General features: G+C 73.2%; 13 protein-coding genes. 12 read left to right on the top strand and 1 reads right to left on the bottom strand.

From position 1 onward, the window contains the following. Window positions 1-1,281: a M1 family metallopeptidase gene (locus tag O7635_RS25490; RefSeq protein ID WP_278082992.1), complete on the top strand. Its 1,281-nt coding sequence runs from the start codon at window positions 1-3 to the stop codon at window positions 1,279-1,281. Here O7635_RS25490 and O7635_RS25485 read toward each other — a convergent pair. Further along, window positions 1,278-1,874 carry a TetR/AcrR family transcriptional regulator gene (locus O7635_RS25485; RefSeq protein ID WP_278082991.1) on the bottom strand — a complete coding sequence of 199 codons (597 nt, stop codon included), beginning with the start codon at window positions 1,872-1,874 and terminating at the stop codon, window positions 1,278-1,280. The genes O7635_RS25490 and O7635_RS25485 overlap by 4 nt on opposite strands. Window positions 1,875-1,974: 100 nt before the next feature. Between O7635_RS25485 and O7635_RS25480 the strand changes: the two genes are divergently transcribed. The 11 genes from O7635_RS25480 to O7635_RS25430 all read left to right on the top strand — a co-directional run bounded on the left by O7635_RS25480 (window position 1,975) and on the right by O7635_RS25430 (window position 14,214). After that, entirely contained in the window at window positions 1,975-2,523 is a 549-nt protein-coding gene (locus O7635_RS25480) for a hypothetical protein (RefSeq protein WP_278082990.1), read from the top strand. A gap of 37 nt (window positions 2,524-2,560) precedes the next feature. Continuing rightward, on the top strand, window positions 2,561-2,863 hold the full coding sequence (locus O7635_RS25475) for a hypothetical protein (protein ID WP_278082989.1): 303 nt from the start codon (window positions 2,561-2,563) through the stop codon (window positions 2,861-2,863). 106 nt (window positions 2,864-2,969) lie between these two features. After that, window positions 2,970-4,145: an FIST N-terminal domain-containing protein gene (locus tag O7635_RS25470; protein WP_278082988.1), complete on the top strand. Its 1,176-nt coding sequence runs from the start codon at window positions 2,970-2,972 to the stop codon at window positions 4,143-4,145. 1 nt (window position 4,146) lies between these two features. Next, window positions 4,147-5,616 (top strand): sensor domain-containing diguanylate cyclase, encoded by a 1,470-nt coding sequence (locus O7635_RS25465; RefSeq protein ID WP_278082987.1) that lies wholly within the window; start codon window positions 4,147-4,149, stop codon window positions 5,614-5,616. Window positions 5,617-5,786: 170 nt separating this feature from the next. Further along, window positions 5,787-6,842 carry a hypothetical protein gene (locus O7635_RS25460; RefSeq protein WP_278082986.1) on the top strand — a complete coding sequence of 352 codons (1,056 nt, stop codon included), beginning with the start codon at window positions 5,787-5,789 and terminating at the stop codon, window positions 6,840-6,842. A gap of 134 nt (window positions 6,843-6,976) precedes the next feature. Beyond that, complete coding sequence (locus tag O7635_RS25455; protein ID WP_278082985.1) at window positions 6,977-8,077, top strand: glycosyltransferase; 1,101 nt, start codon at window positions 6,977-6,979, stop codon at window positions 8,075-8,077. A gap of 6 nt (window positions 8,078-8,083) precedes the next feature. Continuing rightward, complete coding sequence (locus O7635_RS25450; protein WP_278082984.1) at window positions 8,084-9,118, top strand: glycosyltransferase; 1,035 nt, start codon at window positions 8,084-8,086, stop codon at window positions 9,116-9,118. Then, window positions 9,115-10,236 carry a glycosyltransferase family 4 protein gene (locus O7635_RS25445; RefSeq protein WP_278082983.1) on the top strand — a complete coding sequence of 374 codons (1,122 nt, stop codon included), beginning with the start codon at window positions 9,115-9,117 and terminating at the stop codon, window positions 10,234-10,236. Before O7635_RS25450 ends, O7635_RS25445 begins: the two co-directional genes overlap by 4 nt. Beyond that, window positions 10,233-11,486, top strand: coding sequence for a hypothetical protein (locus O7635_RS25440; RefSeq protein ID WP_278082982.1), 1,254 nt, complete (start codon window positions 10,233-10,235; stop codon window positions 11,484-11,486). Before O7635_RS25445 ends, O7635_RS25440 begins: the two co-directional genes overlap by 4 nt. Continuing rightward, window positions 11,483-12,694 (top strand): hypothetical protein, encoded by a 1,212-nt coding sequence (locus O7635_RS25435; RefSeq protein WP_278082981.1) that lies wholly within the window; start codon window positions 11,483-11,485, stop codon window positions 12,692-12,694. The genes O7635_RS25440 and O7635_RS25435 overlap by 4 nt, the downstream gene beginning before the upstream one ends. Continuing rightward, window positions 12,691-14,214 (top strand): glycosyl hydrolase family 28-related protein, encoded by a 1,524-nt coding sequence (locus O7635_RS25430; protein WP_278082980.1) that lies wholly within the window; start codon window positions 12,691-12,693, stop codon window positions 14,212-14,214. The genes O7635_RS25435 and O7635_RS25430 overlap by 4 nt, the downstream gene beginning before the upstream one ends. The last annotated feature ends 21 nt before the right edge of the window (window positions 14,215-14,235 follow it).

The following is a 14,235-nucleotide window of genomic DNA, read 5'->3' as shown; positions in this document are numbered from 1 at the left end:
GTGCGCCCGGATCCCTACCTGCCCGGCAACGGCAACGCCGGCTACCGGACGGCGCACTACGACCTCGACCTGGACTACCGGGTCGGTCCCGGCCGGCTCTCCGGGCGGGCCACGATCACCGCGACGGCCGACCGCATGCTGGCCGAGGTCAGCTTGGACCTCGGGCTGTTCCGCGTCGAGCAGGTCCTCGTCGACGGCGTGGCGGCCCGCTACCGTCATCGCGCCGGCAAGCTGCGGATCCGGCCGGCCCAGCCCCTGGCCGCCGGGGCGTTGTTCACGGTCACGGTGCGCTACGCCGGCGCGCCGCGACCGATCCCCAGCCGGTGGGGCGACCTCGGGTGGGAGCGGATCGACCACGGCGCGCTCGTGGCGAGCCAACCGACCGGTGCGCCGTCCTGGTTCCCGTGCAACGACCACCCCTCGGACAAGGCGAGCTACCGGATCGCGGTGACCGCCCACGCGCGCCACACGGTCGTCGCCAACGGCGCGCTCGTCTCCCGGTCGACCGCCGCCAACCGGACCACCTGGGTCTACGAGCAGCCCGCGCCGATGCCGACCTACCTCGCCACTGTCCAGATCGGACGGTACGCGCTGGTCGACCTCGCCGCCGGCCCGATACCGCAACGGGCGGCCGTGCCGCCCCGGCTACGCGCCGCGGTGGCGCACGACTTCGCCCGGCAGCCGGAGATGGTGACGGCGTTCGCGCGCCTCTTCGGGCCGTACCCGTTCGGCGAATATGCCGTGGTGGTGGTCGACGAGGTGCTGGAGGTGCCGGTCGAGGCGCACGGGCTGTCCATCTTCGGGGCCAACCACGTCGACGGGCGGCGGGGCTCCGAGCGGCTCGTCGCGCACGAGCTCGCGCACCAGTGGTTCGGCAACAGCCTGACCGTGGCCGACTGGCGCCACATCTGGCTCAACGAGGGCTTCGCCAAATATGCCGAGTGGCTGTGGTCGGAGCGCTCCGGCGGCGAACCGGCCCAGGCGCACGCGGCCCGGTCGCACGCGCTGCTGGCCACCCAGCCGCAGGACCTGCGGGTGGCCGATCCCGGCGTGCGGCGGATGTTCGACGACCGGGTCTACCAGCGCGGCGCGCTCACCCTGCACGCGCTGCGGCTGGCCATCGGCGACGCGTCGTTCTTCGCCCTGCTGCGGGACTGGACGCAGTCGCACCGGCACGGCACGGTGACCACGGAGCAGTTCACGACGCTGGCGCAGCGGCACACCTCGCGCGCGCTCGACGGGCTCTTCGCGGCCTGGCTTTACGAGCCGGACCTCCCCTAGCGCTCGGCGCGCGAGCCGTGGATCTCGACGAGGCCGTCGACGCCGCGCAGGAAGGTCTCGCAGATCAGGGCCGGGTCGAAGAGGCAGCCGGCCGCCATCGCGCCGTCGCGGAGCATGACGAAGTGCTGGGCGGCCGCCTCGGCCTTGGTCTCGTCGATGCGGGCCATCAGGGTGTTGATCGTGTCGAGGAACCACTGCCGGTGGGCGAGGACGGCCTGGTGCACGGGGTGGGCGGGATCCGGGTATTCGGCCACGGCGTTCAGGAAGGCGCACCCACGGAAGCCGGGTGACTGGATGCCCTCCGCGATCGACGCCGCCACGGCCCGGACCGCGTCGCTCGCCGACGCTCCGGTCGCGATGGCCGCCTCGACCTGACCGCGGATCCCCTGGTCGACGCCCTGCAGATAGGCGATGACCAGGTCTTCCTTGCCCGGGAAGTGCCGATAGAACGTGGCGCGGGTGACCTTGGCCTCCGCGATGATCCGGTCGACGCCGACCGCGTGGATTCCCTCCCCGTAGAAGATCCGGGTCGCCGTGCACACCAGGCGGAGCCGCGCCTCGGACGGCCGGGTCTCGGTATCGCTGCGCGTCATGCTCCGATGGTAGATAGAACGTTCGGTCTTGACAAGGCCCGCTTCCTTCGCCATCGTTAGCCGAGACAGAACGTTCGTTCTCCCCTCGGAGTGCTCGATCATGACCACCATTGCCGCACCCGCCGGCTTCTCGACGACGGCGGCCGCCCTGCGGCGGCTGTACTTCGCCCGCTTCGCCTTCGCCCTCGCCTGGGCCGCCGTGACGTTCGCCGTCGCGGACGACCTCAGCCCGCTGGTGGTGGCGCTGTTCGTGCTCTATCCCCTGGTCGACGCGGCGGCCGCGGTCGTCGGCCTGCGGGCGTCGCGCGGCGCACTGCTGCGCGTCAACCTCGCCGTCAGCCTGCTCGCCGCCGCCGGCCTGGGCGTCGCCGGCACGTCCGGCATCCCGGCCGTCCTGCGGGTGTGGGGCGCCTGGGCCGTCGTGGCGGGGCTGGTGCAGCTGATCGTGGGCGTGCGCCGCCGCGCCCTGGGCGGCCAGTGGCCCATGATCATCAGCGGCGGCCTGTCGGTGCTCGCCGGCGCCTCGTTCGCCGCCGCGGCCTCGGCGGAGGACCCGGCGCTGGGCAGCGCGATCGCGTACGCCATCCCGGGCGCGATCTTCTTCCTCGTCGCCGCGATCCGGCTGGGCCGGGCGGCGAAACGGCCATGACCCGGAACCGCGCCAATGGTGGGCGTACGTTCGACCTATGCCGACCAAGATCGCACTGATCATCGACAACCCCGCCAATCCGGACGAGTTCGAGAAGGCGTACGCGGAGGTGCGTCAGGCCGCCGAACAGCTGCCGAAGCTCCAGCGGCTGGAGTCGGCCAAGGTCTGGCCGAAGGAGGACGGCACGGCCACGCCGGCGTACCGGACGCTCGACCTCTACTTCGACAGCTACGACGACGCCTCCGCCGCGGTCGCGACACCCGCGGCCGCCGCGCTCTTCGGGGCCCTCGCCGGCACACAGGCGACCTTCATGGGGCTGTTCTCGGACATCGAGCAATAGTGGCCCACGCCGCACCTGGCTTGCGACGAAATGCCTGGTAGTACGGTATTAGTCGGGAGCCGCTGCCTACCGGAAAGCCTTCGGACATGTAGGCGAGGTGCGAGTCTTGGGCAAAGAGGTTCACAACCGGCGCTGGTTGGGGGTCGGCCGGAGCCGGCTGGCCGATTCGGCCGCGGCGGCAACCGAAGCCGTGGTCGAGGCGCAGATCGGACCCGACCCGAAGCTGCTGATCGTGTTCGCGGCCATCACCCACGACACCGCGGGAGTGCTGGCCGGCGTCGCACGCGCCGCGCCAGGGGTGCCCGTCATCGGCTGCACCACGCACGGGGAGATCGGCGTCGGCGGGCCCGCCGACGGAACGGTCACGGTGGCCGCGATCGGCGGCGCCGGGCTGGAGATCGCCACCTGCGCCGCCGAGCACGTCTCCGGTCGCCAGGCCGACGCGGGTTACGAGGTGGCCTCCTGCATGCGCGACGTCCGACAGCCGCACCGGGTTCTCATGATGCTCACCGATGGCCTGGTCCGCGACCAGGAGAGCATCGTGCGCGGGTGCTATCGCGCGCTGGGTGCGGGCACACCCCTGTTCGGCGGGGCCGCGGCCGACGGCTGGCGGATGAGCGGGGCGTACCTCTTCACGGACGGGCGCGTGCTCACCGACGCGGTGATCGGCGTGGCGATCGCGTCCGAGGCGCCGATCGCGGTCGGGGTCGGCCATGGCTACCGCACGGTCGGCCAGCCGATGATCGTGACGCGCGCCGCCGACGGACGCGTGCTGACCCTCGACGACCGACCGGCGCTGGATGTCTATCTGGAACGGGTGAACGCGCCGCCGGAGGCCTACACGGATCCGTCGGCGTTCACCGCCTTCGCGCTCCCCCGCCCCCTCGGCGTGCAACGGCGCAGCGGCGTCGAGGCCCGCAATCTCTCGACCGAGGTCGACCTCGAGGGCCGGTCCATCGGCGGGGGCGGCGCGATCGACCCGGGCGGCCTGACGTGGGTGATGACCGGCGACGAGGAGTCCATTCTGGACGCGGTGGACACCGTCTGCCAGGACGCGCTCGACCGCCTCGCCGGGAACGAGCCGATCGGGATGCTCACGTTCAGCTGTGCCGCGTTGCGCGCCGTGCTCGGCGACGACGGCATCCGTCGCGAGTGCGAGCGCCTGCAGCGGTGGGCCGGCACGATGCCGTTCGCCGGCTTCTACACCTACGGCGAGATCGCTCGTAACCACGGCATCGACGGTTTCCACAACCAGACCCTCGCCGTGCTGGCATTGAGCTGACGTGGCCGGACCCGCGGAGTCGCTGCACATCCAGCAGCTGGTGGAGCTGCTGGCCGTGGTGTCCTCCTCCGCCGACGAGGCCACCGCCGTGCAGAACGCGGTCGAGCGCTCGGCTCAGGCGCTGGAAGCGGAGGTCGCCGCCGCCGTCGTGGACGGGAAGGTGGTGGCGTCGATCGGCTTTCCGCCCGGCGCCGTTCCGCAGGCCGAGATCCTCGCGATGACCCGCCGACCGCGCTCCACATTGTACGTTCCCGGGCTGGGCGGCTGTCCCGCGGTCACCGCGTCCTGGGGCGGCAGCCACCCGGGACACCTGGTGCTGGCCCGGTGGGGCGCGTCGTTCGAGGTCGAGGAGCAGAACCTCGTCCGCGGAATGGCCCGGGTGCTGGAGCTGACGCTGACGATGCTGCGGACGCTGGTCGCCGAACACGCCATCCGCGAGTCGTTGCAGGAACGGCAGCGGCTGCTGGAGCATCTGTCCGCGATCCAGCGCGCCATCTCCCACCGCGAGGACCTCCAGCACATCCTGGACACCATCACCGACGGCGCGCGTGACCTGCTCGGCGACGAGATCGGGCTGCTGTGGCTGCGCGAGGAGCCCGACTCGGGCCGGGTCCGCCTGGCGGCCGCCGCCGGCACGCGGCCCGTCAACCCGGCCGACCGTCCCGTGGCCGACCTCTCCGCCGCGTCCACCGCGGGCGAAGCGCTGGTCGCCGAGCGGGTGGCGGTGCGGCACGGCCACGAGCTCCAGTCCCGGATGCTCCGGCTGCTCGGCCCCCGCACCGTCCACGCGTCGATGGCCGCCCCCGTGCACGACAGCGGAGTGGCCACCGGCGCCCTGGTCGTGGCGTCCTGCGACCCGCACCGCAGGTACGGCCCCGCCGACGAACAGACGCTGAGCGCTTTCGCGGAGAACGTCAGTCTGGCCCTCACCGACGCCAACACGCTCGTGCGCATGCGCCAGGCGCACCACGACCCCCTGACCGGCCTGGCCAGCCGCGGGCTGTTTCTCGAGCAGTTGTCGCAGCAGCTGGCGATCAGGGACGGCGACGGCCGCGCGCTGGCGGTGTTGTTCCTCGACCTCGACCGGTTCAAGGACATCAACGACTCACTCGGGCACGCCGCGGGCGACGAACTGCTCACCCTGACCGCGGGCCGGATCACCGCGCAGCTGCGCGCGGGCGACACGGCGTCGCGCTTCGGCGGTGACGAGTTCGCGGTGATGCTGGCCCGGGTCGATGGTCCGCACGACGCCGCCGCCGTCGCACGGCGCATCGTGAGCGCCCTGGCCGAGCCGATGCGGGTCGGCGAACGGTGGCTGCGGGTCGGTGTCAGCGTGGGCGTCGCGTTGAGCGGCACGGACGGCCATGACCCCACCGAGCTCGTCGCCCGCGCCGACCTCGCCATGTACGAGGCCAAGAACCGCGGCACCGGGGGTTACGCGATCTACTGCGACGCCGTCGCCGGCGACTGAACCAAGTGTCAGGTCAGCCGGCCGACGCCGCCCACGCTGGCGCTCCGGCTCGGGTTGTCGGCGAACCCGGCGGTGGCCGGCTTGGAGCCCCACTTCGCTGCCCGCCGGCGATGATCAGTGTCCCTGACTGCGTCGATAGGACATCGTGGGCCGCTGATACCCTGCCGCTCGTGAGTGATGACGCGTCCCAGGGTCGCCCGGACACGCAGCCCGAGCCCGGTGCGCACGAGGCCATACCGCCGCAGCATCCGTCATGGCCGCCGGCACCGCCTGCGCCAACTCCTGCGCCGCAGTCAGGCCCGCCCTATGCGACACCGCAGTCAGGCCCGCCCTACGCGACACCGCAGTCAGGCCCGCCCTACGCGACACCGCAGTCAGGCCCGCCCTACGCCACGCCGCACTCGCCCGCCGGCTATCCCGGTGACGCCTACACCGCTCCCGACGACGCTCCGACGGAGGCGTGGCAGGCCGACCCCTACCAGCAGGCCGAGCCCACGGCGTACGACGACTCCCGCTGGGCCGACGATCCGGCCTTCGCCGATCCCGTCTCGACGTCGGGCCCGTCCCGGATCGAGTGGTCACAGCCCGCACCCAAGCGCGGCAAGCTCGTGCCCGCCCTGATCGCCGGGTTGGTGGTCGGGGTCCTCGCGGCCGGCGCGGGCGGTTTCTTCATCGGCCGGGGCACCGCCGATGAGGCTGGGCCCGTCCCGCCCGGGGCCACCCCGTCCGCCTCCCTGCCGCCCTACGAGGCCAACCTGGTCGCACTCAACAAGACCAAGTTCAGCGGCGAGGCGGCCGCCTTGGCCGAACCCTGGCTCGCGGCGATGGGCGGCTGCACCGCTAACACCGACACCGGCGGTCCCGGGCTGTCCCCGGGCGAGCTGACCCACGTGCTGTGCCGCAACGGCGGTGTGTTCCTCCACTTCGCCTCCTATCGCGACGCGGCCCAGAAAGAGGTGGCCCGCAACTACCGGCAGCAACTCGCGCTGGTCGGTCCGGAGCTCGCACCCGGCCTCACACAGCCGCAGCGGCGCACCGGCGAAGTGACGTCGGCGCAGGGCCTCTACATCGAGTACGCGTTCAAGGGCAGCGACGGCCGTCCGCTCTGCGGCATCTGGTGGGACCGCGACGGCGCCGCCGCGGCGGTCTACCTCGAGGCGCTGTGCCAGGAGACGCTCGGCGGCGACTGGGGACCCCTGCGCGACCTGTGGCAGAGGCACAGCTGACCGCGTGAGTTGACATCGGCGGGACCGAACCCAATTATCTGAGTCGGTCTCACAGCCGGTGGCCGTCAGCGTCTCGTCCCGGCTTCGTCAGTGCGCGGGGGAATGCGGTGCAGTCGGCAACGAACGGGTCGTCGGTGCGATCGCCGCTGCTGGCCGGGCGGCGGGTGGCGGTCGTGCACGAGTGGTTCAGCGCGCACGGCGGCTCCGAGGACGTCTTCCTCGCGATCGCCGGCCTGGTGCCGCACGCCACCCGCTACGTGCTGTGGGCCGAACCCGACGCGCCGATCGACGGGCTGGCGCTGCGGCAGTCCTGGCTCGCCCGCACGCCGCTGCGCAGATCGAAGGCGCTGGCCCTGCCGCTGATGCCGCTGGCCTGGCGCACGCTGGGCCGGCCGGCGCCCGACGTGGTCATCTCATCGAGCCATGCGTTCGCCCACACCGTCAAGCTCGGCGAACCCGATGCCACGAGGCACCTGAGCTATGTGCACTCCCCCGCGCGCTACCTGTGGAGCCCGGCGTTCGACGGCCGCGGCGCCAACCCGGTGCTCGCGCTGCCCCGCCGCGTGTTGCAGGGCGTCGACCGGCGGGCCAGCCGGCACGTGCACGCCTACGCGGCCAACTCCGCCGAGGTCCGGGCCCGGATCCAGCGTTACTGGCGGCGCGACGCCACCGTCGTGCACCCGCCGGTCGACACCGACTTCTTCGCCGCCGCGGCGCCCGAGGGGCCGGCCGGTGACCGGGACTATCTGCTCGGCGTCGGGCGCTGGATCCCCTACAAGAACTTCGCCCTGATCATCGAGATCGCCGCACGGGCCGGACTGCCGCTGGTGATCGCCGGCGGCGGGCCGGAGGAGGTCGCGCTGCGCCGGTCGGCGCAGGCCGCGCCGACCCCGGTCCATTTCGAGCACCGGCCCACCCGCGAGCGGCTCCGCGCGCTCTACCAGGGCGCCCGGGCGCTGCTGTTCCCCGCCCACGAGGACTTCGGCATCGTGCCGGTCGAGGCGCAGGCGGCGGGCACGCCGGTGGTGGGCCTGCGTCGCGGCGGCCTGTGCGAGACGGTCGTCGACGGCGAGACCGGCTTCCTCGTCGACTCGCTCGACCCGGCCGCCTACCGCGCCGCGCTCGCGCGCCTGCCGGAGTTGGACACCGACCGGATCCGCCGGCACGCCGCCGGTTTCGCGACCACCCGGTTCCAGGAGCGGATGGCGGGGTGGGTGGCCGATGCGACCCGTTAACCGCCGATGACCACCGTCGTCGACTGCAGCGGCGTCGGGCCGGGCGGGATCACTCGCGTGCTGACCGCGGTCGTCCGCCACTGGCCGAACGGTCGGCAGCTGACCCTGGTCGCCGTGCCGGCTGGCTGGGAGCCGCCCGCCGGCACGACCGCCGCCGTATCCGTCCGCAGTCGACAGAACGGTGGACGGGAGCGCACGATCGCCGCCGCGACCGCCGCGCTGCGGCGTGAGACGGCCGGCGCCGGCCGGGTGCTGTCGCTGAGCCCGAGCCTCGCCATCGTGGGTAGCCGGGCCCCGGTCACGACCATCGTGCACGACCTGGCCTTCCGGTTGTGGCCGCGCGGCCTTGGCGCCGCCCAGCTGCACTACCGGCGGGTCAGCTACGGCACCGCGATCGCCCGCTCCGCGCGCCTGCTCTGCGTGAGCGCGCGTACGCTGCACGACCTCTCTGGTCTCTATGACGAAACCGCCGCGCGCGCCGACGTCTGGCACCCCGGCAGCGACTACGAGTGCGCACCGGGCCCGTCCCCCGTGAGCGGCCGCTATCTGCTGGTCGCGGGCCACGCCCCGCACAAGGGCGTCGAGCTCGCCATCGAGGCGCTGCCCGACCTGCCCGGCTACACCCTCGCGGTGCTGACCGGCGGCACTCCGGTCGCGAGCTTCGCCGACGCGGCCCGGCGGTCTGCGGCCGCCGACCGCGTCCTGTTCCTCGACCGCCTCGACGACGCCGCCTACGTGGCCACCGTGGCCGGCGCGGCCGCGTTCCTCATGCCCAGCCATTTCGAGGGGTACGGATTGCCGGCGGCTGAGGCACTGGCACTCGGCACACCGACCGTGATCTCGCCGGACCCGGCGCTGCTGGAGGCGACCGGCGGCGCCGCCGTCCGGATGACCACCTGGTCCGCGCCGGCGCTGGCCGCCGCGACCACCGCCGCGCTGACCGGGCCCCGGCCTGCGCCCCGGCCTGGGCGCTCCTGGCGTGACGCCACCGCCGAGCTGGTCGCCCTGCTCGACGGCGAGCCGGCCGAGGCCGGCCGATGAGGATCGCGATGGTGCACTCGTCGTTCGCCGTCCGCGGCGGCGCCGAGAGCTACCTGCGGAACCTGACGGCGGCGCTGCGGGCGCGGGGGCACGAGGTGCGGGTGTTCTGCCGCGACGTTCCCGGTGGCGAGCCGGCCGACCAACGCGTGCGGGAGCGTCTGTCGACCAGGTTCGGCGCCCGGCTGCCGCGACTGGCGCGCAAGGCCCTCGTACACCTGGGCGACCTGGTCGATCCGACCGGCATGGGCCCGCGCGACCTGCGGGCGTTCGCACCTGACGTCGTGCACGTGCACAACTGGCAGGAGCTCGGCGTGCTGCCGGTGGCGCGGATCGCGGCCGCCTATCCGACCTGTCATTCCGTGCACGACCACGCCATCTGCGATCCCAACAACGGCCGGGCCAACCTGGGCCGGTCGCGCGCTCTCGACGCGCTGCTCGGCCTGCGCTCCCGCTGGATCGTCCGCCGGCTGCGCCGGGTCACCCTCCTGTTCGCGGCCGACCGCGTCCGGGCAGAGGTGCGGCGCTGCGCACCGGCCGCGACCGGCCAACTGCTGCCGCTCGCCGTGCCGCTCGACTGGCACCGGCGCGGCTGGCCGGCGGCCCGGCCCGACGTGTTCCTCTTCGTCGGCGCGTTGACCGTCCACAAAGGTGTCGACCTGCTGCTCGACGCGTGGGCCGCGGGAGCGCCGGGCACGCTGTTGATCGCCGGCGACGGCCCGTTGCGTGACGCGGTCGAACGGGCCGCGACGGCCACGCCCGCGCTGCGCTACCTTGGCTTCGTCGACGGCGAGGCCAAGCGTGCGGCGTTCGCGCAGGCGGGGTGGCTCGTGTTCCCGAGCCGGGGCGCCGAGACCTACGGGCTGGTCTGCGCGGAGGCGCTGATGGCCGGGCGGCCGATCATCGCGAGCGCCTCGGCCACGCCCCCGATGGCCGCCGACACTTCGATGCTGGTCTTCCACGACCCCGCCGAGCTGGCCGGCCTGCTCAAAACGGCGGCGGCCATGTCGCCGGCCGAACACGGCGCGTTCTCGGCCTCGGCGGCCGCCGACGGACGGCGGCTCGACTGGGACGACCACGTCGACGGAGTGTTGCGGGCCTACGAGTCGGTGCGCGGATGACCCGCTGGGCCGCAGTGCGTGACCGGCTGCCGACCGTGCTGCTGGCGTTCGCGCTCGTCGTCTTCGCGGCGCCGCTGGGCCTGTGGCTGTTGGGCATCCAACACCTGGCCGGCCTAGCGGCCGGTGGTCGCGACTATGTGCTGAGCCTAGCCGCGAGCGCCGCCGTCTACGGGCTCGTGACGGTGCTCGTCCTCCGCCGCGGCGGCGACCTGCCGATGCGCTGGGTCACGGTCGGCCTGGGCGTGCTGGCCGCCGCCCTTGTCTGGGGCGCGATCGGCCTGGCCCACCACGGGCCGACGCAGACGCTGGTCGGGCTTCGGCTCACCTTGCTGCCACTGGCATTCCTCGCGGCCGTCGCGTTCCTGCCCGCGCGTGCGGTGCACCAGCTGATCACCGTCGTGGCGGGTCTCGTCGTCGCGAACGCGGTCGCCGCCTTGGCGGAGTTGGCCGTCGGGCCGGCCCGGCTGGTGGGGTGGGGGTTCGAGGAGAACCGCGCGATCCGCTACATCGACGGCACGTTCCGGGTGCCCGGCCTCACCGAGTTCAACGCCGAACTGGGCATGTTCGCCGGCGCCTACCTGCTCGGCTACGTCGCGCTCTGGCTGACTGTCGACGCTCGCCCGCGGGAGTGGCTGTGGCACGCCGGCGCCGCTGCGGCCGTCGTCTGCCTCGGGCTCAGCACGAGCCGGTCCGGAGCCCTGCTGGTCGTCGCCGGCGTCGCGGCCGCCGTGCTGCTCGACCGGTCGGGCGGCCGGGCGCGCCGCCGACTCTCGCTCGCCCTGGCCGCCGTGCTCGTGGTGGCGGTGGCTGGCGGCTTCGCGGTGTTGGGCGCCACCGGCTCGAGCAGCGCGGTGGAGCGTTTCCAGGTGTGGGCCGACCGGCTGCACGGCGTGCCGGTGATCGGCCGGGGCATCGGCAGTGCGGGCGCGGCGACGTATTCCCGGGTCGCCGACAGCCCGCAGCTGTTCGTCGACAACTACTTCATCAGCGTAGGACTGCAGTTCGGGCCGGTGGTGATGGCCGCGCTGGTCGCCGCCGTGGTCGCCGGCCTCGTCATGCTGACCCGACGCTCGGCCGCGAAGCCGACGTCGGTGGTGCTGATCGCGGTGCTCGCCGGGCTGGCCTGTGCGTCGCTCTTCATCGAGTCATGGGAGTACGCGGCCGCGATGGCGACCCTGGCCGTGTTCGTGGCCCACGCATTGCGCCTCGAACAGCGGCGGGCCCGCACACTGTGGCCGGCGGCGCCATGAGAGCGCTGCTGCGGGCCGCCGGCCGCCTCCAGTCCTCGCAACTCTCGGTGCAGGCCCTGACGCGCCTGTGCAACGTGGTCGTTTTCCTGCTGGCGTCCTGGGTCGACACCGGCAACCTGGCTCTCGTGGCGTTCCAGGGCGCACTCCTGGCCATTCCGTACACCCTGATCGAGGCCCTCGTCGGGCGGCCGCTGTCGGCCGGCGTCGTGCCGGCGACGTGGAGCGTCGAGGCTTGGGCGAGGCGGGCCGCGACGACGGTCGCGCTGCCGGTCGGCGTGATCGGCTACCTGTCGGTCTGGGTCGCGCTGCCGACGTCGTCCGTCGCCGACCGCCTGCTCGTCGTCGCGCCGGTGCTGCTCCAACTGCCCCTCGAGGCGCTGTTCTGGGCCATGGCGCACACCCGTTCCCGCCGCCGCACCAACCTGGTGCCGCAGCTCACGGCGTTCGGCACGCTCGCCGGCGCCGGCCTTTTCGCCGCCATCGACCTGCCGCTGACGGCCGCGGCTCTGCCGGCCCAGCTGCTCGTGCTGGCCTGGGCGCTGGCCACCCGCCTACCGGTCGCAGCGGGCGAGACGCGACCCAGTCCCTGGGCCAGCGTCCGGATCGGCGCGGTCTACTGCGTCGCCGCCGGCGTCGACCTGCTCTACGTGGTCGCCCTGCCGGCGGCCGCGGGCGCGCTCGCCGGCCAGGCCGCGATCGTCGTGCTGCGGGCGATGGACCTGGCGTTCGGGCCGTTCCACGTCGCCCTGTCGGCCACCACTCGCGAAGACATCGTGTCCAGTGCCAGGGGGCGGTTCATGAGCGCCACCCGCCTGCTCACCGTCGCCTGCCTGGTGGCTGTCGCCGCGGTGATCGTCGGCAGTGTGGACGTGCGGCGCCTGCTCGCCGACGACCTGGCGACGCTCGGCCGCACGGCCGTTATCCTCTACTGCGGATACAAGGCGGCGTTGATGGTTTCCACGTGGATCGCCACGCGGCACATGATCCGCGCGCGGCCGGGCCAGTACCTGTTCTCCGCCCTGGGCTCCCGCGTGCTGGCCTTCGGCGGCCTCGCCCTCGCCACCCTGTGGGTGAGCACCGCCGAGGACCTGTTCCTGTTGCTGTTCGGATGTGAGGTCGCGGTGGCGCTCTGGTACGCCGTACGGATGCGCACGGCACGCAAGGAGGCGCCAGCCGGCGATCCGGTCGCGGCCGGGGTGACGCCGTGAGGAACGCCTGGGACCCGCGCCGCCTCGTCGACTCCCCCCGACTCGCCGCGCTCCGCCGGCTGCCGGGCATCCGGCGCATTCCCGGCATTCGAGAGCTGCCGCACCTGCCGGGACTCAACTCTCCGCCCAACGTGGACGATCTGCGCCTCGACGACCTTCGGCTGCCCGGTGAGGACGCGGCCGTCATCGCCCGTCGCCGTGCGCTGACCCGGATCGGCGCCATGGTGGTCGGCGCCGGTGTGGTCGGCGTGGGCGCGGGCGCCTACGGCAAGAGCCTGGCCCCCGACGACGCCCCGACCGTCGACGCGCGGGAGGTGGGCGCGACCGGCGACGGCGAGACCGACGACACCGAGCAGCTGCAGAAGGCGATCGACGCCGTCCGGGAGGACGGTGGCCTGGTGTATCTGCCGCCGGGCACCTACGTGACCCGCAAACTGACGCTCTATTCGCGCGTGCACCTGCGCGGCGCCGGCGGCGACGCGACCACGCTGCGGCTGGCGCCGGGCGCCAACTCGGCGATCCTCGAGTCGCACAGGTTCGACGAGGAGACCGCGGCCCGCTCCGACGGCGGCATCACGATGTTCAGCGTCCGCGACCTCGCGCTCGACGGCAACAAGCAGCACAACGAGCGCGGCTGGGGCCTGCGGATCTACGGGTACGGCTTCCTGGTGGCCGACGTCATCACCTTCAATTGTCGCGACGACGGGGTGTTCAGCGACTGGGGCACCGCGGGCGACCTGCCGTCCCCCTCGCACCAGATGGAGGCCCGGCTGACCGGCGTGCGGTCACACGACAACGGCGGGCACGGCTTCCACTTCACCGGGCCGCACGACTCGATGCTGCTCGACTGCCTGTCCTTCAAGAACGCCGGCACCGGCTTCCGGATGGCAGGCGCCGCGCTGGGCACGCTGATGGTCAACTGTCACGCCTGGGGCATCGGCCAGACCGTATCGTTCGAGCTCGCGGCCAACGGCATCGGCTGCATGAACTGCTTCGCCGACCTGTCCGGCGGCGTCGGCGTCCGGATCAGCCGCAACGACTGCCGGTGGCTTGGGGGCCTCGTGCTGGGCCACAACCACCCCGGGCCCGGCACCGAGATCGGCATCCAGTTCGCACCGGGCTCGCGACCCGAGGAGCCGGCCGGCAGCGCCATCGACACCAAGATCATGAATTGTGGCACCGCGGCGGTCGACTTCGGCGCCGAACGCGGCATGTCGTCGATAAAGGCGTTGCTCGCCCAGCCCGGGGTGCTCGACGCCAGCGGGTCCATCGTGGCCGGCAGCGGGCTCGGCTGGCTCGGCCGGCCCTCCCCCACGACGCAGGTCGAGCTCACCAGCGGGATCGGCGACGTGACCCGCAACCTGGTGATCCGGCCGTCGTTCGAACTGCGCTCCGAGGGGGTGCCGCCCAGGCCGTCCGCCGCGGCCGTGCGGATGTTCGTGCGGACGGTGGACGGCCGCACCCAGTTGTGCGCGCGTTTCCCCGACGGGTCGATCACCGTGCTCGGCAGCGAGGGCTGACGTCGGCTCGCCGTCGTTCTC

The sequence above is a fragment of the Asanoa sp. WMMD1127 genome, assembly GCF_029626225.1.
GTDB lineage: Bacteria > Actinomycetota > Actinomycetes > Mycobacteriales > Micromonosporaceae > Asanoa.
This window is presented reverse-complemented; position numbering and strand designations above follow the sequence as displayed.